The sequence below is a fragment of the Actinosynnema sp. CA-299493 genome (assembly GCF_050946825.1).
Classification (GTDB): Bacteria; Actinomycetota; Actinomycetes; order Mycobacteriales; family Pseudonocardiaceae; genus Actinosynnema.
In genome coordinates, this window is record NZ_CP191993.1 from 8,194,647 (window position 1) to 8,219,537 (window position 24,891).

A 24,891-nucleotide genomic window follows, 5' to 3' on the forward strand; every position below is an offset into this window, starting at 1 on the left:
CGTGCCCGAGATCAAATCGGTGAAGGTACATAAGGCGCTCTGCCGAATTGAGCTACACCGGCGAACCGGTGACGGGACTCGAACCCGCAACAACCCCGTTATCAGCGGAAGTAACCCTCGCCTGCGCACCGGGCACGTGTGGAGTTGTGCGCTCCCGAGGTCAAGTCGTCCGGCGGCGTGATTTCACCTGAAGAAGTAGCCGCCGAACTTCGCACCGGGTGCGGGACTCAGCTTAATCGGCACGGCGGGGCGATCAACCGGATTTCCGGATCAATGCGAGCGACCCGGTCAAAGCGATCGACGAGCGCGATCAGAACAGGCGGAACTCGTCGGATTCGATGCCGCGCAGGGTGTCGTAGTCCAGCACGACGCAGCGGATGCCCCGGTCCTCGGCGAGGGTGCGCGCCTGCGGCTTGATCTGCTGCGCGGCGAACACGCCGCGGACCGGGGCCAGCAGCGGGTCGCGGTTGAGCAGTTCCAGGTAGCGGGTCAGCTGTTCGACGCCGTCGATCTCGCCGCGGCGCTTGATCTCGACGGCCACGGAGCCGCCCTTGGCGTCGCGGCACATCAGGTCGACCGGGCCGATCGGGGTCGGGAACTCGCGCCGCACCAGCGTCCAGCCGTCGCCGAGCGTGGTGACGTGCTCGGCCAGCAGCTTCTGCAGGTCCGCTTCGACGCCGTCCTTGACCAGGCCGGGTTCCGGGCCGAGCTCGTGCTTGGAGTCGTGCAGCACCTCGGCCAGGGTGATGACCAGCTTCTCGCCCGCCTTGTTCTGCACGACCCACATGTCCGGGTCCTCGATCAGCCAGCACGGCGGGCTCATCCAGTTCAGCGGCTTGTACGCGCGGTCGTCGGAGTGGATCGACACCGAGCCGTCCGACTTGATCAGCAGCAACCTCTGCGCCATCGGCAGATGGGCGGTGAGGCGTCCGACGTAGTCGACCTGGCAGCGAGCGATGACGAGGCGCACGGCCGACAGGCTACGGGGTGCGGGCCCCGGTCCGGCGGCAGGTACCGTCGGCCGACGTGTCACCGCCGCGTTCCGGCAGCTCGCGACGCCGGCCGCGGTCGGCCTTCGCCGGGTCCGGCCGGTCGCGCTTCGGGTCCGCGTCGGTCGCGCGCGTGGTGGTGTACTTCGCGTACGGGTGGCGTCGATCGGAACCGGCCCGATCGCGCTCCGACCCGGAGCCTTCGGCACAGGGAGAGTGATCGTGGAAACCCTCGGATCGCGTGAGGTGTACGCGAACCAGTGGATGGTGGTCCGGGAGGACGCCATCGGGCGCGCGGACGGGACCACCGGCATCTACGGCGTGGTGGACAAGCCCGACTTCGCGCTGGTGATCCCCATGGACGGCGAGCGGCTGCGGCTGGTCGAGCAGTTCCGCTACCCGATCGGCCTGCGGCGCTGGGAGTTCCCGCAGGGCACCGCCCCCGAACGCGTGGACGAGGACCCGCTGGTGCTGGCCGAGCGCGAGTTGCGGGAGGAGACGGGGCTGCGGGCGGGCAAGCTCGTGCAGCTCGGCCTGCTGGACGTCGCGCCGGGCATGTCCAGCCAGCGCGGCCGGGTGTTCCTGGCCACCGAACTGCGGGAGGGCTTCCACGAGCGGGAGCACGAGGAGCAGGACATGCGCTCGGCGTGGTTCCCGCGCGCGGAGTTCGAGGCGATGATCGCGCGGGGCGACATCACCGACGCCCAGTCGATCGCCGCCTACACGCTGCTCCTGCTGCACGAGCACGCGCAGCCGTGACCGCCGGGGCCACCGGGATCGCGGAGCGGCCGGGGTAGCCGGTCACCTTCCGCGCCGCCCGCACGTCGGGTGGGCAGACGGTCCCGTCCGCCCACCCGGAGGTGTCTCATGTCCACCGCGCACGTCGTGGTCACCGCGATCACGATCCTCGCCAACGCCGGCATCGCCGTCGCCGACCTGGCCAGGGCGGACTTCGTCCTGGCGAACTCGGCCGCGGTGGGCGTGCCGCCGTCGTGGGTGCCCGTGCTGGGCCTGCTGAAGGGCGCGGGCGCGGTCGGCCTCCTGCTCGGCCTGCTCGGCGTGCCCGTCGTCGGGACGGCGGCGGCGATCGGGCTGGTGGCGTTCTTCGTGGGCGCGGTCGTGGCGCACGCGCGCGCCGGGGTGTGGCGCACCATCGCGGCGCCCGGCGCGTACCTCGTGCTGCCCGTCGCCTGCCTCGTCCTCCAAGTGGCGGGGTGAGCTGTCACGCGCCGATCCCGACCCCGTCGAACGTTCGGTACGTGTCGCCGGGGCCGCGGTCGGTGCGCGGTGGTCCTGTGCCGGGCAGCGGTCAGTCGGTCCAGACCGGGGACCGCTTCGCCAGGAACGACGACATGCCCTCCTTCGCCGCCGGGGTCTGCGACGCCGCCGCCATCACCTCCACCGCGATGCCGTAGGCGTCGGCCTCGGGCCGGTCGAGCTGGGCGTAGATCGTCTGCTTGCCCAGCGCCTTGCTCGCCCGGCTCCCCCGGGTGGCCCGGCGCATCAGCTCGTCCACGGCGTCGTCCAGCTCGGCGAGCGGCACGACGCGGTTCACCAGGCCCCACTGCTCGGCGGTGCGCGCGTCCACCGGGTCGCCGGTCAACGCCATCTCCATCAGCCGCTTGCGCCCGATCGCGCGGGCCACCGGCACCGCCGGGGTGTGGCAGAACCAGCCGCCCTTGCCGCCGGGCAGGGCGAACGCGGCCTCCTCGGCGGCCACCGCCAGGTCGCACGACGCCATCAGCTGGCAGCCCGCCGCCGTGGCCAGGCCGTGCACGCGCGCGATCACGACCTGAGGCACGGACTCGATGGTGCGCATCAGGTCCGTGCACAGCATCAGCAGGTCGCGCACGCCCTCCAGATCGCGGGCCGACACGTCGGCGAAGTCGTGCCCGGCGGAGAACACGGGCCCCTCGCCCGCGAGCACCACGCCCACCGCGTCCGACGCGGCGACTTCGCGGAACGCGGTCAGCAGCTCCGCCAGGTGCTCGGCGGACAGCGAGTTGCGCCGGGTGGCGCGGTCCATGGTGATCCGCACGACGTCATCCGTGCGGTCGACGCGGATGTGCTGGTATTCGGCCATGTCGCGACGGTAACCGGCCGTGCAACCGCATGCCGGTGGACTTCCGTCCCGGTGGCATGAGACTTCGCCCGTCAGTCGCGGTCCTCGGTGTGCTCCTGGTGGTGGCGGGCTGCGCCCGGGTCGACCGGGCGGTGCAACCGGCCCTGCTCACCGGGTCCGACCTGCCCGCCCCGACCGCGACCGCGCCCACCGGGGTGGACTTCCCGGCGACCGCGGTCCCCCGCCCGATCGTGCTGTTCCAGCCGAAGCTGCTGACCGTGGAGTGGATGGGCCTCGGGGAGGAGAAGCTGGCCGTCGGCCACCGGTTCACCGGTGTCGAGCCGCCGACGCCCGGCCCGGCCTCGGTGGTGCTGCCCGACGGCCCGGCAACGTTTCCGCTGATCAGCGTGCGTGACGCGCTGGCCGGGATGCCCGGTGGAGGTCGTGATGGCGAGTTGGAGCTGGTGAGCGTCGAACTGGGCACGGCGCTGTTCAACACCGACCGCGGTCAGCTGGAACTGCCGGCGTGGCGGTTCCGGTCCGTGTTCGGCAGCGTGTACGCGTGGCCCGCGGTCACGCCGGAGGCGTTCTGGAAGCGGGGCGAGGAGATCATCGGGAGCCACCACGCCAGGACGACGGACGGGGTGCGGCTGGAGGTGGAGCTGGGCACGCCCCCGACGCCGTGCCGGGGTGACGCGCCCGCCGTCAAGGAGCCCGTGGTGACCGAGACCGAGACGTCGGTGGTGATCGGTGTGCGGACGGTCGGGCCGGTCGGCGAGTGCGCCCGTGCCGCGGTCTACCGGTTCCAGTACTACCCCGTGACGCTGGCGAAGCCGCTGGGCTCGCGGCTGCTGGTGTTCGAGGAGGACAGCAGCATCATCCCCGTGACGCCGCCATCCCCGTGACGCCGCGTCGGCGGGGTCAGGAGGCGGCGGGCACGTGGAAGGTGCGGCGGTAGGCGTCGGGGGTCACGCCGAGCTCCGCGCGCAGGCGGCGGCGGAGGTTGGCCGGGGTGCCGAGGCCCGCCCGTTCGGCCACGCGGTGCACCGGCAGGTCGGTGGTCTCCAGCAGGCGTCGCGCCAGCCGGACCCGCTGCACCTGGAGCCAGCGGCCGGGCGTGTTGCCGGTCGCGGCCAGGAACGCCCGGTGGAAGGTGCGTTCGCTCATCCCCGCGTGCGCGGCCATGTCGGACACGCCGACGGCCGACGCCAGGCGGTCCACCGCCCAGTCCACTGTGGACGCTATGCCGACGCGGTCGGGGCGGGGCGGCAGGGGCGGGTCGACGTACTGGCGCTGGCCTCCCTCCCGGGTCGGCGGCATCACCAGCCGCCGGGCCAGGGCGGCGGCCACGTCGGCGCCGTGCGCCCGGCGCACCAGGTGCAGGCACAGGTCCAAGCCGCCGACCACGCCGGCCGACGTCAGCACCTCTCCGTCGGTGAACAGGACGTCCCGGACCACGCGGGCCCGGGGCGCGGCGACCTCCAGCGCGTCCAGCAGCCGCCAGTGCGTGGTGGCCTCCCGGCCGTCCAGCATCCCCGCCGCCGCCACCGTGAACGCCCCCGAGCACAACGCCGCGACCGTCCCGGAGAACGACCGCAGCGCACGCACCGCGGCGTCCGGCACCGGTGCGAGCGGGTCCACCCGACCGGGCACCACCACCAGGTCGCAGCCGCGCAGACCGGACAGGCCGTGCGTGGCCGGGATGACGCCCACCGGCGCCACGGCCGTCGCCACCCGTCCCGGCGCGCACAGCCGCAGCTCGAACGGGCCGACCCCGGCGTCGGAGCGGTCCACGCCCCACACCTCGCTCACCACCGAGACGTCGAACATCCGACTGCCCGGCAGCAGGAGCACCCCCACCGTCCGCATGGCAGGAAAGTACTCCAACGCGCCGGATCTGCCACTCACACCCGGCCCGACCACGACCGCAGACTCGACGTCATGAGCGACACCGTCCTGATCCTGATCGACGTGCAGCGCGGCTTCGACGACCCGTCCTGGGGCAAGCGGAACAACCCGGGCGCGGAGGCCAACATCGCCCGCCTCGTCGACTCCTGGACCGGCCCGCTGGTGCTCGTCCGGCACGACTCGACCACGCCCGGCTCGCCGCTGCGGCCCGGCCAGGACGGCAACCGGTTCAAGCCCGAGCTCGACGACGTCGACGCCGACCTGGTCTTCGCCAAGAACGTCAACTCCGCGTTCCACGGCGAGGTCGACCTGGACGTGTGGCTGCGGGCCCGCGGCGTCACCGACATCGTGCTCGCCGGCATCCAGACGAACATGTGCGTCGAGACGACCGCCCGCGTCGGCGGCAACCTCGGCTACCGGGTCAAGGTCGTGCTCGACGCCACGTTCACGTTCGACCTGGAGGACCTGACCGCCGACGAGCTCACCCGGGCCACCGCGGCGAACCTGCGTGGCGGCGGGTTCGCCGAGATCGTGTCCACCCGGGAAGTGGTCTAGAGGCCGTTGGCGTCCCGGACGACCGTCACGATCTCGTCCATGATCTGGGTGAGCTCGTAGTCCTTGGGCGTGAACACCCGGGCCACACCGCGCTCGCGCAGCTCCGCGGCGTCGTCGGGCGGGACGATCCCCCCGACGACGACCGGCACGTCACCCGCGCCGGCCGCGCGCAGGCCGTCGACCACCGCGGGCACGACCTCCAGGTGCGAGCCGGACAGGATCGACAGGCCGACCACGTGCACGTCCTCCTGCACGGCGGCGGCCACGATCTGCGCGGGCGTGAGCCGGATGCCCTGGTAGACGACCTCGAAGCCGACGTCGCGGGCCCGCACGGCGACCTGCTCGGCGCCGTTGGAGTGACCGTCCAGACCGGGCTTGCCCACCAGGATCCGCAGCCGCTCGCCCAACTCCTCGCCGGTCGCCCGCACGCGCTCGCGCACCCGCCCGATCTCCGCGCCCGACTCGCCGGACGCCGACGCCGCCGAGACCCCGGTCGGCGCGCGGTACTCGCCGAACGCCTCGCGCAACGCCTGCGACCACTCGCCCGTCGTCACGCCGGCCTTCGCGCACGCGATCGTGACCTCGACCAGGTTCCGGTCCGTCTTCGCCGCCGCGCGCAGGTCGTCCAGGGTGGACCGGACCAGCGCGTCGTCCCGGGAGGACCGCCACGCCCGGATCGCCTCGACCGCGCGCCGCTCCACGACCGGGTCGATCTGCTCGATCGCGTTCGCGCCCTCGGCCTGCAACGGCGACGGCTCGGTGGTGGCGAACTTGTTCACGCCGACCACGACGTCCTCACCGGACTCCACCCGCCGACGCCGGTCCGCCAACGACGACACCAGCGCCGACTTCATGTACCCGGACTCGACCGCCGCGACCGCGCCGCCCATCGCCTGCACGCGGTCGATCTCGGCCCGCGCGCCCTCGACGAGCTCGTCCACCTTGGCCTGGACGACGTGCGAGCCGTCGAAGATGTCCTGGTACTCCAGCAGGTCCGTCTCGTAGGCCAGCACCTGCTGCATCCGCAGCGCCCACTGCTGGTCCCACGGCCGGGGCAGGCCGAGCGCCTCGTTCCACGCGGGCAGCTGGATCGCGCGGGCCCGCGCGTCCCGGGACAGGGTCACGGCCAGCATTTCCAGCACGATCCGCTGCACGTTGTTCTCCGGCTGCGCCTCGGTCAGCCCGAGCGAGTTCACCTGCACGCCGTACCGGAACCGGCGGTGCTTGGCCTCGGCGATGCCGTACCGGTCGCGGGTGATCTCGTCCCACAGCCGGACGAACGCCCGCATCTTGCACATCTCCTCGACGAACCGCACGCCCGCGTTGACGAAGAAGGAGATGCGGGCGACGACCTCGCCGCGCCGCTCCTCGGGCACCTGGCCCGCGTCGAACACCGAGTCCAGCACCGCGATAGCGGTGGACAGCGAGTAGGCGATCTCCTGCACGGGCGTCGCGCCCGCCTCCTGCAGGTGGTAGGAGCAGATGTTGATCGGGTTCCACTTCGGCACGTTCGACACGGTCCACGCGACCACGTCGGTGATCAGCCGCAGGCTCGGCCCGGGCGGGAACACGTACGTGCCTCGGGACAGGTACTCCTTGATGATGTCGTTCTGCGTGGTGCCCGCGAGGGTGGCGCGGTCCGCGCCGTGCTCCTCGGCCACGCTGACGTACAGCGCGAGCAGCCACATGGCCGTCGCGTTGATGGTCATGGAGGTGTTCGCCTCGCCCATCGGGATGCCGTCGAACAGCTGCCGCATGTCGCCGATGTGGCCGACCGGCACGCCGACCTTGCCGACCTCGCCCCTGGCCAGCTCGTCGTCCGGGTCGTAGCCGGTCTGCGTGGGCAGGTCGAAGGCCACGGACAGACCCGTCTGGCCCTTGGCGAGGTTGCGGCGGTACAGCGCGTTGGAGGCGGTGGCGCTGGAGTGGCCCGCGTACGTCCGCATGACCCACGGACGGTCGCGCTCTCGGTCGGCCGGGTACGGCACGGCAACCTCCTGTGTCTCATTGCCGCTGCTCCGCGGGCGACGGCTCGGCCGCCCTGGAGTCACGGTTCCCCGTAGCGTACTGACGGGTAACACAGCTCGCGCGTGCCGTTGCTCACTGAATCGAAGCTGCGGGAGGATGTGCCGCGTGACCGCGCTCACCACGTTCCTGCTGCTGGTCATCGTGTTCGGGCTGCTCGCCCTGGTGCTGTTCTGGGCGTTCGGCATCGACCGCCGGGCCGTGCCCGACTACACCGGCGACGACTTCGGCCTGCTGACCGAGGTCACCGCCGTGCCGACCCCCGAGGCCGCGGACGTGCTGGCCAAGCGCTTGCGCACCGCCCGCATCAGGGTGACGGTGGTCCGCCGCGACGGCCTGCACCGGCTGATGGTGTTCCCGGCGGACGTGCCCGACGCCAGGCTCCTCCTGCACCAGCACGGGTAGGCGCCGACCTCGCGGAGCTTGCGGACCGCCGGCATCGAGGTGACAGTGGTCCGACGCGGCGGCCCGCACCGGCCGGCGCGCCCGACGCCGAACCCTCCCGCGGAGCGCCACATGACCATCGGCCTGTCCCGGATCGCCGACGACGACGAGGACATCTCGCTCGACGAGCTGCGGCTCGCCGCGCGCAACCACGGGATGCCGCTGGAGGCGCTGCGCTACGACGAGACGCCTGCCGGCCTGCACTACCTGCTGATCCACTACGACATCCCGGACGTCACCGGCTGGTCGCTGGACGTGCTCGGCCGCACGTGGACGCTGGAGGAGTTGCGCGCGCTGCCCGCCGTGACCCGGCAGGTGACGCTGGAGTGCGCGGGCAACGGCCGGGCCAAGCTGCACCCGCGGCCGGTGAGCCAGCCGTGGCTGGACGAGGCGGTCGGCTGCGCGACGTGGACCGGCACGCCGCTGGCGCCGTTGCTGGCCGACCTGCCGCCGGACGCGGTGGACGTGGTGTTCACCGGTTCGGACCACGGGCTGGACCGGGGCGTCGAGCAGGACTACGAACGCGCGCTGCCGGTGGCCGAGGCGTTGCGGCCGGACGTGCTGCTGGCCTACGAGATGAACGGCCAACCGCTGCTGCCCCAGCACGGCGCGCCGCTGCGGCTGGTCGTGCCCGGCTGGTACGGCATGGCGCACGTGAAGTGGCTGCGCTCGATCACCTCGCTGGACCGGCCGTTCGACGGGTTCCAGCAGGCCGTCGCCTACCGGATCACGCACGGGCCCGACGACGAGGGCACGCCGGTGACCCGCATCCTGCCCAAGGCCCTGATGCTCCCGCCCGGCTTCCCCGACTTCATGACCCGCCGGCGGTTCGTGGACGCCGGCCGGGTGCTGCTCACCGGGCGCGCGTGGAGCGGCCACGCGCCCGTGGTGAAGGTCGAGGTCGAGCTGGGCGGCACGTGGGTGGAGGCCGACCTCGGACCCGCCGGCGACCGGTACGCGTGGCGGCGCTGGGAGTGCCCGTGGGACGCGACGCCGGGCGAGCACGTGCTGCGGGTGCGGGCGACCGACGAGGACGGCCTCACCCAGCCCGTCGACCAGCCGTGGAACCGGCAGGGCATGGCCAACAACGCCGCCCAGCGGGTGCCGGTGACCGTGCGGCCCTGACCGTCAGGCCCTGACCACCGAGCCCTGGCCGTCAGGCGCTGACGCGCTCCACGGTCGCGCCGAGCTTGCGCAGGTTCTCCACGAAGCCCGGGTAGCCGCGCTCGATGTGGAAGATCTCGTACACCTCGGTCGCGCCGTCCGCGCACAACCCGGCCAGCACCAGCCCCGCGCCCGCGCGGATGTCCGATGCCCACACCGGCGCGCTGGACAGCCGATCCACCCCGCGCACCACCGCGTGGTGGCCGTCGGTGCGCGCGTCGGCGCCCAGCCGCACCATCTCCTCGATGAACCGGAACCTCGCCTCGAACAGGTTCTCGGTGATCATCGACGTGCCGTCGGACACGCTCGACAACGCGATCGCGAACGGCTGGAGGTCGGTGGCGAAACCGGGGTACGGCAGGGTCACGAAGTCCACCGACCGCGGCCGGTCGGTCTGCACCACGCGGAAGCCGTCGTCGAGCGTGGTCACGGCCGCGCCCGCCATCCGCAGCTTCTCCAGCACCAGGTCGAGGTGGTGCGGGTCCACGCCGCGCACGGTGATGTCACCGCGGGTCATGACGGCGGCGAACGCCCAGGTGGCGCCGACGATCCGGTCGCCGATCACCCGGTGCTGGGTCGGCTGGAGCGACTCGACCCCGTGCACGGTGAGCGTGGACGTGCCCGCGCCCTCGATCTTCGCGCCCATCTGCTGGAGCATCACGCAGATGTCCACGATCTCCGGCTCGCGGGCGGCGTTGTCGATGACCGTGGTGCCGTCGGCCAGCACCGCCGCCATCAGGATGTTCTCCGTCGCGCCCACGCTGGGGAAGTCGAGCCAGATCTGCGCGCCGTGCAGGCCCTCGGCCTCGGCGATCACGCAGCCGTGCTCGATCTCGCTGTGCGCGCCGAGCTTGCGCAGGCCGCTCTGGTGCATGTCCAGCGGCCGGTTGCCGATCGCGTCGCCACCGGGCAGCGCGACGACGGCCCGCTTGCACCGGCCCACCAGCGGGCCGAGCACGCACACGGAGGCGCGCAGCTTGCCCATCGCCTCGGAGTCGGCGCGGTGGTTGAGCTCCTTCGGGGTGGTGATCGTGACGACCCGGCCCTCGATCACCACCTCGCAGCCGAGGCTGCGCAGGACGTCCGCCATCAGCGGCACGTCCAGGATCTCCGGGCAGTTGGTGATGGTGGTGGTGCCCTCGGCCAGCAGCGCCGCCGCCATCAGCTTGAGCACGCTGTTCTTCGCGCCCACGACGGCGACCTCGCCGACGAGCCGGCCACCGCCATGAACCCGGAAGTGCTCACTCACGTAAGGAACTCCTTGCTCGTTGTGCCGCAATCCTACGTACGGTCTGAATCGTGCCCGTCCGTGGTGCGCTTGCGCGGTGTCTACAGTGCTTCGCATGGCCGTGCACCTGACGAAGATCTACACCCGCGTCGGCGACGACGGGACCACCGGCCTCGGCGACTTCTCCCGGGTGCCCAAGACCTCACCCCGCATCACGGCGTACGCCGACGTGGACGAGACCAACGCCGCGCTCGGCGTCGCCCTGGCGCTCGGGGCGCTGGAACCCGACGTCGCCGAGGTGGTGCGGCAGGTCCAGAACGACCTGTTCGACGTCGGCGCGGACCTCTGCACGCCCATCGCGCCGGACCCGGAGCACCCGCCGCTGCGGATCACCCAGGCCTACGTGGACCGGCTCGAGTCGTGGTGCGATGCGTTCAACTCCCGGTTGGGCAAGCTGGAGTCGTTCATCCTCAACGGTGGCACATCCGGCGCGGCGCTGCTGCACCAGGCCCGCACCATCGCCCGGCGGGCCGAGCGGGGGACGTGGGCGCTGATCGAGGTCGAGGCCGAGCGGACGAACGCGCTGACCGCGAAGTACCTCAACCGGCTGTCCGACCTGCTGTTCATCCTGGCCAGGGTCGCCAACCCGGACGGCGACGTGCTCTGGCAGCCGGGCGCCAACGCCTGACGCCCGACGCCAAACCGGGAAGGCCTCGCGCGGAAGGTCACGCTGCCCGCGCCGGCCCGGACCCCCGCCTACGCCCTCACCGGGGCAGGCCGGGAACTCGGGCCGGCGGTGCTCGCCCTGGCCCGGTGGGGCGCCAGGTGGGCCATGGGCGGACGACGGGCAGGCGAGGCGTTCCACCCCGGCTGGGCGGTGCTCGCGATGGAGGCGTTCTTCGACGCCGACGCCGCCGCCGGGGTGCGGGCCGCCTACGAGTTCCGGGTCGGCGACGAGGTGTTCCACGTGCGCGTGGACGACGGTTCGGTCGACGCGGGCCACGGCCCCGCCGAGCGGCCCGACGTGGTGGTCGAGACCGACGAGGACGCGTTCGCCGCGCTGGCCGACGGCCGGTCGGGACTGGCCGGCCTGATCGCGTCCGGCGCCGCCTCGGCCTCCGGCGACCAGGAGGCGCTGCGCCGGCTCGGCACCCTGTTCCGCCGGCCGAGCCCCGCCGAGCGGGTGCCCGATCAGGGCGCGTGAACCACCTTCTCCGCACCGATGCGCCGGATCCGCTCCACGCCCCACACGCCCAGCGCGGCGAGCGCCTCGTTGAGCGACACCCCGTGCCCGGTCAGCGAGTACTCGACCCTCGGCGGCACCTCGGGGAACACCTCGCGGTGCACGAGGCCGTCCTCCTCCAGCTCGCGCAGCTGCTGGACCAGCATCTTCTCGCTCACGCCCGGCAGGCCGCGGCGCAGCTGGGCGAACCGCCGCACACCGTGCCCGGCCAGCTCCCACAGGATCAACGACTTCCACTTCCCCGACACCACGTCCATCGCGGCGTCGATGCCGCAGAAGTAGGGACCACGTCGAGCCGCCACCGCGCCTCCCAAGGGGTACTCACCAAAAGGTGGGTACTGCACAAAATAGTCCGTACTGGTCAAGGCCGACGGTACGGGTGACGATTCCGGCATGACGAACACGAAGGTGACCGTTCTCGGGCTCGGCGCGATGGGCGCCGCCCTCGCCACCGCCCTGGTCCGCGCCGGGCACGCCACGACGGTCTGGAACCGCTCGCCCGGCAAGGCCGACGCCCTCGTCGACCTCGGCGCCACCGCCGCCGCCACCGTCCACGACGCCGTGACCGCGGCCGACGTGGTGGTCGCGTGCCTGCTCGACGCCGACTCGGTCCGCGGGGTGCTCGACCCGGTGGCCGACCTGCTCACCGGCCGCACGCTGGTCAACGTCACCACGACCACGCCAGACCAGGCGAGGGGGATCGCCGACTGGGCGGCGGCGCACGGCGTGGTGTACCTCGACGGCGGCATCATGGCCGTGCCCGACATGATCGGGCAGCCCGGCTCGTCCGTCCTCTACAGCGGCTCGGCCGGCGCGTTCGAGCGGCTACGCCCGCTGCTGGACCTGTGGGGCGAGAGCGCGTACTTCGGCGAGGACGCGGGCCTGGCGTCGCTGTACGACCTGGCCCTGCTCGCCGGCATGTACGTGATGTTCGCGGGTTTCCTGCACGGCGCGGCGATGGTCGCGGGCGCGGGCGTGACGGCGACCGAGTTCGCCCGGCGGTCCGCGCCGTGGCTGGCCGCGATGACCGGCGGGTTCGCCGGGTTCGCGGCCGTGGTCGACGGTGGCGACTACACCGCGCCGGGGCAGCAGAGCCTGGAGTTCTCCGACCTCGGCGACCTGCTCGACGCCAGCGCCGCGCAGGGCATCTCCACGGAGGTGGTCCGCGTGGTCCAGGACCTGATCCGGCGGCAGGTCGACGCCGGTCACGGCGGGGAGGGCTTCGCCAGGATCTACGAGAGCATCAGGCAGCCCGCCTGACCGCGCGGGGCACCCGGCGGGGCTAGGAGGCCCAGGGAATGGACCGGCCCGGAGGCGCTGACTCCAACCAGGACAGGAATCCGGTCAGCGCGTCCGGGCCCATCGCGATCTCGACCTCGCCCTTGTCGCCCCGGCAGCGCAGCACCACCGCGTTCGCGGGCATCGCGTACGTCTCCGGCGGGGTGGGCTCGCGGCGGTCGTCGATCTCGAAGCCCTCGCGGGAGATGACCATGTCCGGGCCGGCGCTCAGGCTCAGCACGCGGAACCAGGTGAACTCGTCACCCCGGTAGTGCCCGACGCCCAGGTGCCAGCCCCGGCTGGAGCCCGCGATCCTCGACCTCAGCGCGACGTGCACGCCACCGGCGCGCAGCAGTCGGACGCGGCGCCACGCCAGGTACGCGAGGACGACCACCGCGCCGAACAGGACCAGCCCCACCAGTTCGGCGATCCCCACGGCGTTCGTCCGCTCGTCCGCGTCAGGCCGAGTGTCCCGCGGCGCGAAGCCGCGCGGTGGCCCTGGCCCGTTGCACGTCGTCCGTGTTCTGCACGTCCGCGCGGGCCCGTTCGACGTCGATCTCCCCGGACAGCTCCGCGTCCTCGGCGAGGATGCTCACCCCGTCGCCGGTCACCGAGAGGAACCCGCCGTGCACGGCGGCCGTCACGAGCTCGTTGTCCGCGGTGCGGATCCGGACCACGCCGCCCTCGACCAGCTGGCCGAGCACCGGCTCGTGGCCGGGCAGGATGCCGATCTCCCCTTCGAGCGTCTGCGCGACCACCGAGGTGGCCGTGCCTGACCACAGGCGGCGTTCCACCGCGACCAACTGGACGGTCATCTCGGCCACGCGCATCTCCCTGAGTCGACTGGAGTCGAGCCCCAGTCTAAACGGTGACCGGAACACCCCGCCGCACCAGCCACCCCCAGACGTCGTCCCGGCCCACCGCGACCACGTCCGGCAGCCGCTCCGACGACGTCCACCGCGACCACGTCCGACGCCGCTACCAAGGCGAACACGGAGGAATCCGCCGATGCGCGAGGCACGGCGCCCGTCCGGCGGAGGCCGGCAGATGACCCCGACTACGTGCGAACGCCCCGGACCACCGGCACGTCGACGCGCGTCCGGCGGGCCGGGATCGCCGCCGCCTCGGCGCGAGCGCCCGGCCGCTCGGCCCGGCGCGGGCGCCCCGCTGGGAGACTGGGCCGGTGCCCACCCCGAAGTCGCTGCTGGAGCGCGCGTTCTCGCTGCTGTCGGTGTTCACCGTGGACCGGTCGGCGGTCACGCTGTCGGAGCTGAGCCGCCACTCCGGTCTGCCGCTGAGCACCACGCACCGGCTGGTGGCGTCCCTGGTGGAGCTGCGCGCCCTGGACCGGGCGCCCGACGGCCGCTACCGCGTGGGCCTGAGGCTGCTGGAGCTGGGCGCGTTGTCGCCGGGGAGCCTGGACCTGCGGGACCGCGCCCTGCCGTTCCTGGAGGACCTCTGCGAGGTCACGCGGCACAACGTGCAGCTGGCCGTCCGCGACGGCACGGAGGTCGTGTACGTGGAGCGGATCTCGGCGCGGGACGCGGTGAACGTGGTGACGCGGGTCGGCAGCCGGATGCCGACCCACTGCACGGGCGTCGGCCTGGTGCTGCTGGCCGCCGCCCCGGCCGCCGTGCAGGAGGCCGTGCTGGCCGCGCCGCTCAAGCGGTTCACGCCCAGGACGATCGTGTCGCCGCCGGAACTGCGGGAGGCCCTGGCACGCGTGCGCCGCGACGGTTACGCCATCAGCGACCGCCAGATCGAGATGATCACCTACTCGGTCGCCGCCCCCGTGCGCGGCCAGGACGGCGAGGTGGTCGCCGCGGTCTCCGTCGTCGTGCCGACCGGCACCCGCACCGACACCGTCGTGCCCGCCGTGCGCACGTGCGGGCTGGCCATCTCCCGAGCCCTCGGCTGGGCCTCCCAGTGAACGGCGGAGGGCCGTCCCCCGAACCGGGGAACGGCCCTCCGACGAAGCCCGACTTACTTGCCGGCCAGCTTCTTGGCGTTGGCCTCGACGTCGTCCAACCCGCCGCAGGAGAAGAACGCCTGCTCCGGGTAGTGGTCGAACTCGCCCTTGCAGACGCGGTCGAACGCCTCGATCGTGTCCTTGATGGACACGAACGAACCCGGCTGACCGGTGAACTTCTCGGCCACGATGAAGTTCTGGCCGAGGAAGCGCTCCAGGCGACGGGCGCGGCCGACGAGGACCTTGTCCTCCTCGGACAGCTCGTCCATGCCGAGGATGGCGATGATGTCCTGCAGCTCCTTGTACTTCTGCAGGATCCGCTTGACCTCCTGCGCCACCCGGTAGTGCTCCTCGCCGACGATCGACGGCTCGAGGATCCGGGACGACGAGGACAGCGGGTCCACCGCCGGGTAGATGCCCTTCTGGGAGATCGGACGGGAGAGCTCCGTCGTCGCGTCCAGGTGGGCGAACGTGGTGGCCGGCGCGGGGTCGGTGTAGTCGTCCGCGGGCACGTAGATGGCCTGCAACGAGGTGATCGACTTGCCGCGCGTCGAGGTGATGCGCTCCTGGAGCTCACCCATCTCGTCCGCCAGCGTCGGCTGGTAGCCCACGGCGGACGGCATGCGGCCCAGCAGGGTCGACACCTCGGAACCCGCCTGGGTGAACCGGAAGATGTTGTCGATGAACAGCAGCACGTCCTGGCCCTGCACGTCGCGGAAGTACTCCGCCATCGTCAGCGCGGACAGCGCGACGCGCATGCGCGTGCCGGGCGGCTCGTCCATCTGGCCGAACACCAGGGCGGTGTCGCCGAGCACGCCCATCTCCTCCATCTCGAGGAGGAGGTCGGTGCCCTCACGGGTGCGCTCGCCGACGCCGGCGAACACCGACGTGCCGGAGAACTCGCGGGCGATACGGGTGATCATCTCCTGGATGAGCACCGTCTTGCCCACGCCCGCGCCGCCGAACAGGCCGATCTTGCCGCCCTTGACGTACGGGGTCAGCAGGTCGATGACCTTGATGCCCGTTTCCAGGATCTCGGTCTTGCCCTCGAGCTGGTCGAACGACGGCGCCTTGCGGTGGATGCCCCACTGCTCGCCGTCGCGGCCGAGGCCGGGCTCGTCGAGGCAGTCGCCCAGCGCGTTGAAGACGTGGCCCTTGACGACGTCGCCGACGGGCACGCTGATCGCCTTGCCGGTGTCGGTCACCGCCGCGCCGCGGACCAGGCCGTCGGTCGGCTGCATCGAGATCGTGCGGACCAGGTTGTCACCCAGGTGCTGGGCGACCTCCAGGGTCAGCGTCTTGGCGACCGCCTCGTAGGTGATCTCCACGTGCAGTGCGTTGAACAGCTCCGGCACCGCGCCACGCGGGAACTCCACGTCGACGACGGCACCGATCACCCGGACCACACGGCCGGTGCGGGTGGTGGTGGCAGTAGCACTCATGTCACTCATCACTTCCTGCGCCCCCGGTTAGCGCGGAGGCGCCACCGACGATCTCGCTGATCTCCTGGGTGATCTGGGCCTGGCGGGCCGCGTTCGCCTGACGGCTCAGGTTGCGGACCAGCTCGGTGGCGTTGTCCGTCGCCGCCTTCATCGCGGTCCGCCGTGCCGCCGACTCCGAGGCCGCCGCGTCCAGCAGCGCCGAGAAGAGCCGGGTCTTGACGTACTTGGGCAGCAACGCGCCCAGCAACGTCTCCGCGTTCGGTTCGAACGAGTACACCGACTGGAGCTTCTGCGGCTCCGGGTCGAAGTCCACGACCATCGGCGCGATCCGCTTGGCGACCGGCGTCTGGCTCAGCATGGACTTGAACTCGGTGTAGACCACGTGCAGCTCGTCCACGCCGAGCACGCCGTCCGGACCGGGCTGGTCGCCCTCGTCGTCGCTGCCCGCGACGAACGCCTTGACCAGCGCGTCACCGGCCTCGACCGCGTTCACGTAGTGCGGGAGCTGCGAGAAACCGGTCCACTCGCCCGCGATGGCGCGGCGGCGGAACTTGTAGTAGCCCACGCCCTTGCGGCCGACGACGTAGAGCACGGGCTCCTTGCCCTCGGACCGCAGCAGAGAGAGCAGCTCCTCGGCGGCACGCAGCACGTTCGCGTTGTAGCCGCCGCACATGCCCTTGTCGCTGGTGACGACCAGGACGCCGGCGCGGCGGGGGTTCTTGCGCTCGGTCAGCAGCGGGTGGTCGAGGTTCGCGGACGCGGTCGCCAGCGAGGAGAGCACCGAGGTGATCTCCTCCGCGTACGGACGCGACGCCGCGACCCTCGTCTGCGCCTTGGCCAGACGGGACGTGGCGATGAGCTCGTACGCCTTGGTGATCTTCTTGGTCGAGTTGACCGAGCGGATCCGCTGGCGCAGCTCTCGGATCTGTGCCGCCATGGCTACGTCACTTCTCGGTCGGAGCGGGCCGGTTGACCTTCACCGACTCCTGCCCGACCTTGTCGGCGTCCATCGCGTCGGCGGGCGCTTCGGTGACCGCGGAGGTCGCGCTGCCGGTTGCGGTGAACTGCTGCTTGAACGCGGTGACGGCGTCCACGATGCCCCGCTCCGTGTCGTCCGACAGCTTCTTGGACTCGCGGATGTCGGACAGGATCACGTCGTGGCCGCGCCGCACGTGGTCCAGGAACTCCGACTCGAAGCGGCGGACGTCGCCCACCGCGATGTCGTCGTAGTGGCCCTTGGTGCCGAGGTAGATCGAGACGACCTGCTCCTCGACCGGGACCGGCGAGTACTGGCCCTGCTTGAGCAGCTCGACCAGGCGGGCGCCGCGGTCGAGCTGGGCGCGGGAGGCCGCGTCGAGGTCCGAGGCGAAGGCGGAGAACGCCTCCAGCTCGCGGAACTGCGACAGGTCCAGGCGCAGCGAGCCGGAGACCGTCTTCATCGCCTTGGTCTGCGCGGCGCCACCGACGCGGGACACCGAGATGCCCACGTTGACGGCCGGGCGCACACCGGCGTTGAACAGGTCCGACTCCAGGAAGCACTGGCCGTCGGTGATCGAGATGACGTTGGTCGGGATGTACGCCGACACGTCGTTGGCCTTGGTCTCGATGATCGGCAGGCCGGTCATCGAGCCGCCGCCCATGTCGTCGGACAGCTTCGCGCAGCGCTCGAGCAGGCGCGAGTGCAAGTAGAAGACGTCGCCGGGGTAGGCCTCGCGGCCCGGCGGGCGACGCAGCAGCAGCGAGATGGCGCGGTACGCCTCCGCCTGCTTGGTCAGGTCGTCGAAGATGATCAGGACGTGCTTGCCCTGGTACATCCAGTGCTGGCCGATGGCCGAGCCGGTGTAGGGCGCGAGCCACTTGAAGCCGGCCGAGTCGGACGCGGGGGCGGCGACGATGGTGGTGTACTCCAGCGCGCCCGCCTCCTCCAGCGCGGTCTTGACGCCCGCGATGGTGGAGCCCTTCTGGCCGATGGCCACGTACACGCAGCGGACCTGCTGCTGCGGGTCGCCCGAGTCCCAGGCCTTCTTCTGGTTGATGATCGTGTCGATGCAGACCGCGGTCTTGCCGGTCTTGCGGTCGCCGATGATCAGCTGGCGCTGGCCGCGGCCGATCGGCGTCATGGCGTCGATGGCCTTGATGCCGGTCTGCATCGGCTCGCTCACCGGCTGCCGCTGCAGCACGGACGCCGCCTGCAGCTCCAGCGCGCGGTTGTCGTCGGCCACGATGTCGCCGAGGCCGTCGATCGGCTGGCCGAGCGGGTTCACCACGCGGCCCAGGAAGCCGTCGCCGACCGGCACGGAGAGCACCTGGCCGGTCCGCTTGACCTCCTGGCCCTCTTCGATCTTGTCGAAGTCACCGAGGATGACCGCGCCGATGGTGCGGACCTCCAGGCTCAGGGCCACGCCGAGCACGCCGCCGGGGAACTCCAGCAGCTCGTTGGTCATGGTGCCGGGCAGACCCTCGACGATGGCGATGCCGTCGTAGGTCTCCGCGACGACGCCGACCTCTTCCCGGCTCACTTCCGGGGAGTAGGCCGAGACGTACTTCTCGATCGCACTGCGGATCTCGTCCGACGAGATCGTCAGCTCCGCCATGTCGTTCCTGCTCTCACTTCGTTCTGGGAAAGGGGCTTGTGGGCCGCGGTTCCGATCGGTCAGCCGGCGAGGTCGCGGCGCAGTGACGCCAGCCGACCGGCCACGCTCCCGTCGATGACCTCGTCGCCGATCTTGATCAGCAGGCCGCCGCGCAGCGTGGGGTCGACCTCGACGTGCAGCGCGATCGGCCGGGAGTAGATCCGGGTCAACGTGGCCTCGAGGCGGTCCTGCTGCGCCGCGTCGAGCTCGACGGCGGAACGGACGTGGGCGACGGAACGTTCCCGGCGCTTGGCCGCGAGCGACGCGAGGTCGCCGAGGCCGTTGACGACTCCCTGGCCGCGCGGCTCGCGGACGAGCTGGTCCACCAGGGTCTTGGTGGTCTCGTCCACCTTGCCCGCCACGAGGCTGTCGACCAGCGCGACCTTGCCCGCGGCCTCGGCCGCCGGGTCGGAGAGCGCCAGTTCGAGCGCGTGGTTGCCCGCGATGATCCGGCCGAGCCGGAACAGCTCGTCCTCGACCGCGTCGAGCTTGCCGTCCCGCTCCGCCCGCACCAGCAGCGTGGTGCGGGCCAGCGACTCGACGCCGTCGACCAGCTCGCGCGGGCTGGACCAGCGCGCGGTGACGACCGTGGCCAGCACCTGCGTGGTCACGTCCGCGACCTTGCCGTCGAGCAGGCCGTGCAGCAGCTGCTCCCGGGACTCGGGCTCCGAGGAGTTGTCGGCCAGCGCGCGGCGCAGCGCGGGCTGCGCCGACAGCAGGCTCACGACCGCGAACAGCTCGCTGCCCAGCTCGCCCAGGGCGGAGCTGTCCAACGTGGCATCCAGGGCCTCGAGCAACCGCAGTTCGGCGGCGGCCAGGGCGTCACGACTGGCGGCGTGCAGCGTCATCGGCGTTCCCTCACTTGACGGCCGGAGCCGACGTGCCGTCGAGTTCGGAGAGGAACCGGTCGACGGTGCCCCGACGACGCACCTCGTCCTCCAGCGACTCGCCGACGACCCGGTCCGCCAGGTCGATGGCCAGCCTGCCCAGCTCACCGCGCAGCTCGGCGACGATCTGCGCGCGCTGCGTCTCGAGCTGGGTCTGCCCCTGGGCGATGATCCGCGAGGACTCCTCCTGCGCCTTGGCGCGAAGCTCGCTGATGATCTGCTCGCCCTCGATGCGGGCGTCGTCGCGGATGCGGGCCGCCTCGGCGCGAGCCTCGGCCAGCTGCGCCTTGTACTGGTCCAGCGCCTGCTGGGCCTGCGCCTGCGCCTGCTCCGCCTTCTCGATCCCGCCCTCGATCTTGGCGGCACGTTCCGCGTACAACGTCTCGAAGCGCGGCGACACGAACTTCTTGATGACGAAGAACAGCAGCAGGAACGAGATCAGGCCGAGGATGATCTCCGACGTGTGCGGCAGGACGGGGTTGATGACCCCTTCCTCCGCCGCCAAGATGAGGGTATTCATCACAAACCTCTCTGATGCGATGAACCGGTGCTCAGGCCGCCGTCGCGAGGAAGTACACGACGAAGCCGAGCAGGGCGAGCACCTCGACGATGGCGAACGTGGTCCAGGCCAGGCTCAGCAGCACGCCGCGAGCCTCGGGCTGACGGGCGGTGCCGTTGATGACCGAGGAGAAGATCAGACCCACGCCGATGCCGGGGCCGATGGCCGCGAGGCCGTAGCCGATGGCCGCGAGGCCCTGGTTCAGGTTGACGTTCGCGGCTTCCTGAGCAAGAACGATAGCGCTCACTTGTGCTGTTCCCTTTCCAACTCGGTCCGCGAACACTCGCGGATCGGAGGCTTGTGATTTCTCAGTGCTCTTCGGCCAGCGCCGCGCCGATGTAGTTGGCGGACAGCAGCGCGAAGATGTAGGCCTGAAGAACCATGATCAACGCTTCGAGGAACGTCAGCGCGATGGCGAAGACGAACGCGATGGGCGCGACCACGACGGTGATGCCGCCGGCGAAGAGCAGGTACTCACCCGCCAAGGTGAACACCAGCAAGAGCAGGTGACCCGCGAACATGGCCGCGAAAACTCGGATCGCGAGCGTGAGCGGGTTCAGGAAGAACTTCTGGAAGAACTCGATCGGGATCAGCAGGATGAGCACGAACCACGGCGCGCCGGGCGGCATGGTCTGGTGCTTCAGGTATCCGACGAAACCGTGCCGCTTGAACCCGACGAAGTGGTACACCGGGTAGATCACGAACACCGAGACGGCCAGCGGGAAGCCGATGTGCGACATCGTGGGGAACTGCACGAACGGGATGAGCCCGAACAGGTTGTTCACCAGGATGAAGGTGAAGACCGTGAGGATCAGCGGGACGAAGGGCTTGAAGTCCTTGGCGCCGATCTGCTCACGCGCGATCGTGTTGCGGCCGACGTCGTAGAGCGACTCGGCGGCGAACTGGAACTTGCCGGGAACGAGCTTGAGGTTGCGGGTCGCCGCGATGAAGAACGCACCGATGATCAAGATCGAGAGCACCAGAAGCACCATGGGCTTGGTGACCTCACCGAAGATCGGTGGGAGGAAGAAGTCCTTCACTCCGGGTGCGACGAACTCATCACCCGCAGCCAGCACCATCGTGGTCACTGTGTTCCTTCCGGTTCTCCCGGCCGGCGTTCACTCCGCCGGGGGAATCGTCACGATCGGGACTTAACGTACCTTACGGACCGCAAGCGCCCGCGAGAGGCACCCCACCTACCTGGGTGTCCCGTCCTGCGCGCACCGTACCAGCCGGTAGATCAGGTGTTGCCAGGGGTCGGGATGACGATCTGACTGCGACTGCGCTTGGAGGCGCGCACCTCCATGGCGGTGGCGACCAGGATCGTCGCGGCCATGGTCAACGCCAGCGCGTTGGTGTGCAGCACGGGGAACTGGCGCAGCAGCAGCATCACCGCGAACAGCAGGACCAGCTTGCCCATGAACCCGGCGAACGCCGCGACCATGATCACCTGGAGCGGCATCGCGGCGGTGCGGTGCATCAGGAGCAGCGTCCCGGCCGACGACAGGCACGCGATCGCGCCACCGATCAGCGCCGCGACCAGGCCGGGGACACCGGCCAGCACGGTCCAGAGGATCACGCCGACGGCCACGGTCCCCAGCGCCGCCCACAGCGCGCTGCGGTACATCTCACCCGCGAGTCGCCGGACGACGGCTTCGTGGGTCCACTCCGTCTTGCCCTCAGAGCTGTCCTGGCTCATGTCACCTCTTCTCACTGGTCGAGACCGAGTGTAAAGAGGGCTTGGTGCTCACCCCACCATCGGGGTCAGGTGCGGCGTACTTCGCGAAGTCTCGGTATCGCGGAGACCAACAGCGCGAGAACGAGCCCGATGCCGAGGCACCACACCACGACGACCACGTCGAACAGCGTCAACGCGACCGCGCCGAACGCCAGCACGCCCGCCCACAAGTAGATCAGCAGCACCGCGCGGCGCTGGGAGTGGCCGATCTCCAGCAGCCGGTGGTGCAGGTGCATCTTGTCCGCGGAGAACGGGCTCTCGCCCCGCCGGGTGCGCCGGACCACGGCCATGAGCAGGTCCAGCAACGGCACGAACAGCACCGCCGCGACCACCACCAGCGGCGACAGCAGGCCGAGGACGTCCGTGGCGCGCACCGACTCGTAGTTGATCTTCCCCGACGCCGAGATCGTCGCCGCCGCGAGCATCAGCCCGATCAGCATCGACCCGGAGTCGCCCATGAAGATCCGCGCGGGGTTGAAGTTGTGCGGCAGGAAGCCGAGGCACGCGCCCGCCAGCGTGGCCGCGATCAGGGCGGGCGGGTACGCGCCGACGTCGCCGCCGTTGTTGGCCAGCAACCCGATGGAGAACACGCAGGTGGCGGCGGCGGCGATCAGCCCGATGCCCGCCGCGAGGCCGTCCAGCCCGTCCACGAAGTTCATCGCGTTGACCATGGTCACGGCCAGCAGCACGCTCAGGATCGCGCCCTGGTTCTGGTCGAGCGAGAGCAGCGAGCCGGTGCCCTCGCCGTCGTCGCCCCACGGCACCCAGAACAGCAGCCACTGCAGGCCGAACAGCACGAGGATGCCCGCCGCGGTGACCTGCCCGGCGAGTTTCGTCAGGGAGTCGAGCTCGAACCGGTCGTCCAGCACGCCGACGAGGACGATCACGCCGCCGCCCACGATCACCGCGTACGGGTCGTAGGAGAAGTCGAACGCCGAGCGCAGCACCGGCAGCTGGTGCGCCAGGAGCATGCCGCCCAGCACCCCGCCGTACATGGCGAGGCCGCCCATGCGCGGCATGGGCTGGACGTGCACGTCCCGCTGGCGGGGGTAGGCGACCGCGCCGATCCGGAAGGCCAGCGCGCGGACCAGGCCGACGAGCAGGAACGTCACGACCGCGGCGGTCAGCGCGACGAGCAGGTACTCCCGGACGGGGAGGACGTTGGACACGGCAGGCAACTGGCCCACGGCAGGCTAGCCCCTCGGCGATGGGGTGTCGGGTGGATCTTGCTGCGTCGGATTCCGCCGCACCGGATCCCGCTGTGCTGGTTCCGGTCGGGGTGGTTCGTGCGACGGGAGCACCACGCTACTCCGTTCACGAAGATCCACTAGCGGGCGACCTCGACTTCGGCGCCGAGCGCCTTGGACACCTCGGCGACGGGCACCGCGCCCTCCCGCAGGACCACGGGGTCCGGTCCGGTCAGGTCGACGATGGTGGAGGCGACGTTCTCGGCGGCCCGTCCACCGTCCAGGTAGACGCCGACCTCCTCGCCGAGCTGGTCCCAGGCCTCCTGGACGGTGCCGGCGGGCGGGAAGCCGGACTTGTTGGCGCTGGAGACGGCCATCGGCCCGACGTCGCGCAGCAGCTCCAGCGCGACCGGGTGCAACGGCATCCGCAGCATCACGGTGCCCCTGGTGTGACCGAGGTCCCACGCCAGCGAGGGCGCGTGCGGCAGCACCAGCGACAGCCCGCCGGGCCAGAACGCCTCGATCAGCGCGCGGGCCTGCCGGGGGACGCCGAGGACCAACCCGTCGATCGTGGTCCACGAGCCGACCAGGACGGGGACCGGCATGTCGGGTCCGCGTCCCTTGGCCTCCAAGAGGGCCCGAACGGCGGCCGCGTCGAAGGCGTCGCACCCGATGCCGTACACGGTGTCCGTGGGCAGGACGACCAACCGGCCACCCCGCACCGCTCCCGCCGCGGCTTCGAGCCCCGCCGCGCGGTCGGCCTGGACACCACAGTCGTAGATCGTGCTCACCCTGCTGATCCAAGCACAGCGCGGTCGAGGCCAGCGGTCGAGGTCACACCCGGACGGCGAGCGGCGGGTGCGGCGCGGCAGGCGCGCGGCGGACCCCCGTCACCGACCACCGCGACCGAACGCCGCGTCCGCGTCGACCGCCCACCGGCGCTTCCGGTGCGCCACCACGAACCCGAACACGAGCGCCGCGCCCACCAGCACGCCCGCCACCGTCACCGCCGGGTCGCCGATCGCCGCGCCCACGAACGGCAGCACGAGCACGGCCAGCCCGACCACCGCCGCCGTCCACACGTCCGGCTCCACCCACCGCCACCCCCGGGCCTCGTCCAGCCGCCGGCGCAGGTCGGTCGCGAACGCGATGAGCTCCGGGTGCGGGCCGATCGCCAGGATCTCGTCGGCCAGCACGCGGCACTCCGCCGCCTGACGCGCGTCCGCCACGACCAGCGCGCCCTCCGGCGTGACGCCGCGCACCTCGGCGGTCCGGGCCGCCAGCGCGATGGCCAGGTGGGCGCGCAGCACGTCGTCCGCCCTGGGCGCGCCGCCGCGGGCCAGCTCGTCGCGCGCCACGGCGGCGGCCAGGTGGCTCTCGTCGTCGTGGCCCTCGGCCAACGCCGACGTCAGCGCGGTCAGCGCCCGGGACAGGCGGACCCGGTCGGGGTCGGCGAAATCGGTGAGGTCGACGTGGATGACGCGCGCCGCCAGCCATTCCCGCAGTTCGCTCCACTCGTTCGGGCCATTGACAGCCATCGCGGGTTCTCCGATTTACTCGGCGGAGCTTTGACAGCCAGA

Annotated in this window: 29 protein-coding genes and 1 tRNA gene; 10 read left to right on the forward strand and 20 right to left on the reverse strand. The window is 71.5% G+C overall.

From position 1 onward, the window contains the following. Positions 1-63 precede the first annotated feature (63 nt). Positions 64-133, reverse strand: a tRNA-OTHER gene (locus tag ACQPYE_RS35005). Positions 134-310: 177 nt separating this feature from the next. Next, positions 311-970: an endonuclease NucS gene (gene nucS, locus ACQPYE_RS35010; RefSeq protein ID WP_498717383.1), complete on the reverse strand. Its 660-nt coding sequence runs from the start codon at positions 968-970 to the stop codon at positions 311-313. 241 nt (positions 971-1,211) lie between these two features. On the opposite strand from nucS, the gene ACQPYE_RS35015 reads away from it, so the two are divergent. Both ACQPYE_RS35015 and ACQPYE_RS35020 read left to right on the forward strand, forming a co-directional pair. Further along, positions 1,212-1,748, forward strand: coding sequence for an NUDIX domain-containing protein (locus tag ACQPYE_RS35015; RefSeq protein ID WP_498717384.1), 537 nt, complete (start codon positions 1,212-1,214; stop codon positions 1,746-1,748). Between the two features lie 108 nt (positions 1,749-1,856). Then, on the forward strand, positions 1,857-2,207 hold the full coding sequence (locus tag ACQPYE_RS35020) for a DoxX family protein (protein ID WP_498717386.1): 351 nt from the start codon (positions 1,857-1,859) through the stop codon (positions 2,205-2,207). Between the two features lie 91 nt (positions 2,208-2,298). Here ACQPYE_RS35020 and ACQPYE_RS35025 read toward each other — a convergent pair whose 3' ends face one another. Then, positions 2,299-3,072, reverse strand: a complete 774-nt coding sequence (locus tag ACQPYE_RS35025) for an enoyl-CoA hydratase-related protein (RefSeq protein ID WP_498717388.1) — start codon at positions 3,070-3,072, stop codon at positions 2,299-2,301. Between the two features lie 89 nt (positions 3,073-3,161). On the opposite strand from ACQPYE_RS35025, the gene ACQPYE_RS35030 reads away from it, so the two are divergent. Next, complete coding sequence (locus ACQPYE_RS35030) at positions 3,162-3,956, forward strand: hypothetical protein (protein ID WP_498717389.1); 795 nt, start codon at positions 3,162-3,164, stop codon at positions 3,954-3,956. A 16-nt stretch (positions 3,957-3,972) separates the two neighbouring features. Here the strand turns inward: ACQPYE_RS35030 and ACQPYE_RS35035 are convergent, their stop codons facing one another. Further along, entirely contained in the window at positions 3,973-4,920 is a 948-nt protein-coding gene (locus ACQPYE_RS35035) for a GlxA family transcriptional regulator (protein ID WP_498717390.1), read from the reverse strand. 72 nt (positions 4,921-4,992) lie between these two features. On the opposite strand from ACQPYE_RS35035, the gene ACQPYE_RS35040 reads away from it, so the two are divergent. After that, positions 4,993-5,514, forward strand: coding sequence for a cysteine hydrolase family protein (locus tag ACQPYE_RS35040; protein WP_498717391.1), 522 nt, complete (start codon positions 4,993-4,995; stop codon positions 5,512-5,514). Here ACQPYE_RS35040 and ACQPYE_RS35045 read toward each other — a convergent pair. Then, the gene (locus tag ACQPYE_RS35045; protein WP_498717392.1) at positions 5,511-7,502 is read right to left on the reverse strand and encodes a protein meaA; all 1,992 of its coding nucleotides are present in this window, start codon (positions 7,500-7,502) and stop codon (positions 5,511-5,513) included. The genes ACQPYE_RS35040 and ACQPYE_RS35045 overlap by 4 nt on opposite strands. Positions 7,503-7,638: 136 nt before the next feature. On the opposite strand from ACQPYE_RS35045, the gene ACQPYE_RS35050 reads away from it, so the two are divergent. Beyond that, positions 7,639-7,944 (forward strand): hypothetical protein, encoded by a 306-nt coding sequence (locus tag ACQPYE_RS35050; protein ID WP_498717393.1) that lies wholly within the window; start codon positions 7,639-7,641, stop codon positions 7,942-7,944. 111 nt (positions 7,945-8,055) lie between these two features. Continuing rightward, entirely contained in the window at positions 8,056-9,108 is a 1,053-nt protein-coding gene (locus tag ACQPYE_RS35055; protein WP_498717394.1) for a sulfite oxidase, read from the forward strand. Positions 9,109-9,139: 31 nt separating this feature from the next. On the opposite strand, the gene murA is transcribed toward ACQPYE_RS35055, so the two are convergent. Continuing rightward, positions 9,140-10,396 (reverse strand): UDP-N-acetylglucosamine 1-carboxyvinyltransferase, encoded by a 1,257-nt coding sequence (gene murA / locus ACQPYE_RS35060; protein WP_498717395.1) that lies wholly within the window; start codon positions 10,394-10,396, stop codon positions 9,140-9,142. Positions 10,397-10,490: 94 nt separating this feature from the next. Here murA and ACQPYE_RS35065 point away from each other — a divergent pair, with 94 nt between their 5' ends. Further along, a complete protein-coding gene (locus ACQPYE_RS35065) occupies positions 10,491-11,063 on the forward strand; it encodes a cob(I)yrinic acid a,c-diamide adenosyltransferase (protein WP_498717396.1) in 573 nt (190 codons plus the stop codon). A gap of 144 nt (positions 11,064-11,207) precedes the next feature. Further along, a complete protein-coding gene (locus ACQPYE_RS35070; protein ID WP_498717397.1) occupies positions 11,208-11,579 on the forward strand; it encodes an SCP2 sterol-binding domain-containing protein in 372 nt (123 codons plus the stop codon). Here the strand turns inward: ACQPYE_RS35070 and ACQPYE_RS35075 are convergent. Then, positions 11,567-11,875 carry a winged helix-turn-helix transcriptional regulator gene (locus ACQPYE_RS35075; protein WP_498723044.1) on the reverse strand — a complete coding sequence of 103 codons (309 nt, stop codon included), beginning with the start codon at positions 11,873-11,875 and terminating at the stop codon, positions 11,567-11,569. The two genes, ACQPYE_RS35070 and ACQPYE_RS35075, sit on opposite strands and share 13 nt — an antisense overlap. A 136-nt stretch (positions 11,876-12,011) precedes the next feature. Here ACQPYE_RS35075 and ACQPYE_RS35080 point away from each other — a divergent pair, with 136 nt between their 5' ends. Continuing rightward, positions 12,012-12,878 (forward strand): NAD(P)-dependent oxidoreductase, encoded by an 867-nt coding sequence (locus ACQPYE_RS35080; RefSeq protein WP_498717398.1) that lies wholly within the window; start codon positions 12,012-12,014, stop codon positions 12,876-12,878. Between the two features lie 22 nt (positions 12,879-12,900). Here ACQPYE_RS35080 and ACQPYE_RS35085 read toward each other — a convergent pair whose 3' ends face one another. Then, a complete protein-coding gene (locus tag ACQPYE_RS35085; RefSeq protein WP_498717399.1) occupies positions 12,901-13,332 on the reverse strand; it encodes a DUF2550 domain-containing protein in 432 nt (143 codons plus the stop codon). 22 nt (positions 13,333-13,354) lie between these two features. Continuing rightward, positions 13,355-13,720 (reverse strand): F0F1 ATP synthase subunit epsilon, encoded by a 366-nt coding sequence (locus ACQPYE_RS35090; protein ID WP_498717400.1) that lies wholly within the window; start codon positions 13,718-13,720, stop codon positions 13,355-13,357. Positions 13,721-14,079: 359 nt separating this feature from the next. On the opposite strand from ACQPYE_RS35090, the gene ACQPYE_RS35095 reads away from it, so the two are divergent. Next, entirely contained in the window at positions 14,080-14,826 is a 747-nt protein-coding gene (locus ACQPYE_RS35095) for an IclR family transcriptional regulator (protein ID WP_498717401.1), read from the forward strand. A gap of 53 nt (positions 14,827-14,879) precedes the next feature. On the opposite strand, the gene atpD is transcribed toward ACQPYE_RS35095, so the two are convergent. From atpD to ACQPYE_RS35150, 11 genes are all read right to left on the reverse strand, one after another. Further along, positions 14,880-16,316 carry a F0F1 ATP synthase subunit beta gene (gene atpD / locus ACQPYE_RS35100; protein ID WP_498717402.1) on the reverse strand — a complete coding sequence of 479 codons (1,437 nt, stop codon included), beginning with the start codon at positions 16,314-16,316 and terminating at the stop codon, positions 14,880-14,882. Then, the gene (locus tag ACQPYE_RS35105; RefSeq protein WP_498717403.1) at positions 16,309-17,244 is read right to left on the reverse strand and encodes a F0F1 ATP synthase subunit gamma; all 936 of its coding nucleotides are present in this window, start codon (positions 17,242-17,244) and stop codon (positions 16,309-16,311) included. Before ACQPYE_RS35105 ends, atpD begins: the two co-directional genes overlap by 8 nt. A gap of 7 nt (positions 17,245-17,251) precedes the next feature. Then, complete coding sequence (gene atpA / locus ACQPYE_RS35110; protein WP_498717404.1) at positions 17,252-18,901, reverse strand: F0F1 ATP synthase subunit alpha; 1,650 nt, start codon at positions 18,899-18,901, stop codon at positions 17,252-17,254. Between the two features lie 59 nt (positions 18,902-18,960). Next, positions 18,961-19,788, reverse strand: coding sequence for a F0F1 ATP synthase subunit delta (locus ACQPYE_RS35115; protein WP_498717405.1), 828 nt, complete (start codon positions 19,786-19,788; stop codon positions 18,961-18,963). 10 nt (positions 19,789-19,798) lie between these two features. Then, positions 19,799-20,347 carry a F0F1 ATP synthase subunit B gene (locus ACQPYE_RS35120; protein WP_498717406.1) on the reverse strand — a complete coding sequence of 183 codons (549 nt, stop codon included), beginning with the start codon at positions 20,345-20,347 and terminating at the stop codon, positions 19,799-19,801. A gap of 31 nt (positions 20,348-20,378) precedes the next feature. Beyond that, entirely contained in the window at positions 20,379-20,633 is a 255-nt protein-coding gene (locus ACQPYE_RS35125) for an ATP synthase subunit C-like protein (RefSeq protein ID WP_123745749.1), read from the reverse strand. A gap of 61 nt (positions 20,634-20,694) precedes the next feature. Next, positions 20,695-21,474: a F0F1 ATP synthase subunit A gene (gene atpB / locus ACQPYE_RS35130; RefSeq protein ID WP_498717407.1), complete on the reverse strand. Its 780-nt coding sequence runs from the start codon at positions 21,472-21,474 to the stop codon at positions 20,695-20,697. A 152-nt stretch (positions 21,475-21,626) separates the two neighbouring features. Further along, positions 21,627-22,085, reverse strand: coding sequence for a Cg1360 family ATP-synthase-associated protein (locus tag ACQPYE_RS35135; RefSeq protein ID WP_498717408.1), 459 nt, complete (start codon positions 22,083-22,085; stop codon positions 21,627-21,629). 65 nt (positions 22,086-22,150) lie between these two features. Beyond that, positions 22,151-23,311: a glycosyltransferase family 4 protein gene (locus ACQPYE_RS35140; protein WP_498717409.1), complete on the reverse strand. Its 1,161-nt coding sequence runs from the start codon at positions 23,309-23,311 to the stop codon at positions 22,151-22,153. Between the two features lie 140 nt (positions 23,312-23,451). Beyond that, the gene (locus ACQPYE_RS35145) at positions 23,452-24,102 is read right to left on the reverse strand and encodes an L-threonylcarbamoyladenylate synthase (protein WP_498717410.1); all 651 of its coding nucleotides are present in this window, start codon (positions 24,100-24,102) and stop codon (positions 23,452-23,454) included. Positions 24,103-24,201: 99 nt separating this feature from the next. Beyond that, positions 24,202-24,849, reverse strand: a complete 648-nt coding sequence (locus ACQPYE_RS35150) for a hypothetical protein (protein ID WP_498717411.1) — start codon at positions 24,847-24,849, stop codon at positions 24,202-24,204. Positions 24,850-24,891: the final 42 nt, after the last annotated feature.

Bases quoted from the DNA above. Each gene is read 5' to 3' on its own strand.
- ACQPYE_RS35020 (WP_498717386.1), top strand. From the start codon at position 1,857: ATGTCCACCGCGCACGTCGTGGTCACCGCGATCACGATCCTCGCCAAC.
- ACQPYE_RS35105 (WP_498717403.1), bottom strand. From the start codon at position 17,244: ATGGCGGCACAGATCCGAGAGCTGCGCCAGCGGATCCGCTCGGTCAAC.
- atpA (WP_498717404.1), bottom strand. From the start codon at position 18,901: ATGGCGGAGCTGACGATCTCGTCGGACGAGATCCGCAGTGCGATCGAG.
- ACQPYE_RS35040 (WP_498717391.1), top strand. From the start codon at position 4,993: ATGAGCGACACCGTCCTGATCCTGATCGACGTGCAGCGCGGCTTCGAC.
- ACQPYE_RS35065 (WP_498717396.1), top strand. From the start codon at position 10,491: ATGGCCGTGCACCTGACGAAGATCTACACCCGCGTCGGCGACGACGGG.
- ACQPYE_RS35035 (WP_498717390.1), bottom strand. From the start codon at position 4,920: ATGCGGACGGTGGGGGTGCTCCTGCTGCCGGGCAGTCGGATGTTCGAC.
- ACQPYE_RS35115 (WP_498717405.1), bottom strand. From the start codon at position 19,788: ATGACGCTGCACGCCGCCAGTCGTGACGCCCTGGCCGCCGCCGAACTG.
- ACQPYE_RS35080 (WP_498717398.1), top strand. From the start codon at position 12,012: ATGACGAACACGAAGGTGACCGTTCTCGGGCTCGGCGCGATGGGCGCC.
- atpD (WP_498717402.1), bottom strand. From the start codon at position 16,316: ATGAGTGACATGAGTGCTACTGCCACCACCACCCGCACCGGCCGTGTG.
- ACQPYE_RS35135 (WP_498717408.1), bottom strand. From the start codon at position 22,085: ATGAGCCAGGACAGCTCTGAGGGCAAGACGGAGTGGACCCACGAAGCC.
- ACQPYE_RS35070 (WP_498717397.1), top strand. From the start codon at position 11,208: ATGGGCGGACGACGGGCAGGCGAGGCGTTCCACCCCGGCTGGGCGGTG.
- ACQPYE_RS35050 (WP_498717393.1), top strand. From the start codon at position 7,639: ATGTGCCGCGTGACCGCGCTCACCACGTTCCTGCTGCTGGTCATCGTG.
- ACQPYE_RS35075 (WP_498723044.1), bottom strand. From the start codon at position 11,875: ATGGACGTGGTGTCGGGGAAGTGGAAGTCGTTGATCCTGTGGGAGCTG.
- ACQPYE_RS35025 (WP_498717388.1), bottom strand. From the start codon at position 3,072: ATGGCCGAATACCAGCACATCCGCGTCGACCGCACGGATGACGTCGTG.
- ACQPYE_RS35150 (WP_498717411.1), bottom strand. From the start codon at position 24,849: ATGGCTGTCAATGGCCCGAACGAGTGGAGCGAACTGCGGGAATGGCTG.
- ACQPYE_RS35120 (WP_498717406.1), bottom strand. From the start codon at position 20,347: ATGAATACCCTCATCTTGGCGGCGGAGGAAGGGGTCATCAACCCCGTC.
- ACQPYE_RS35055 (WP_498717394.1), top strand. From the start codon at position 8,056: ATGACCATCGGCCTGTCCCGGATCGCCGACGACGACGAGGACATCTCG.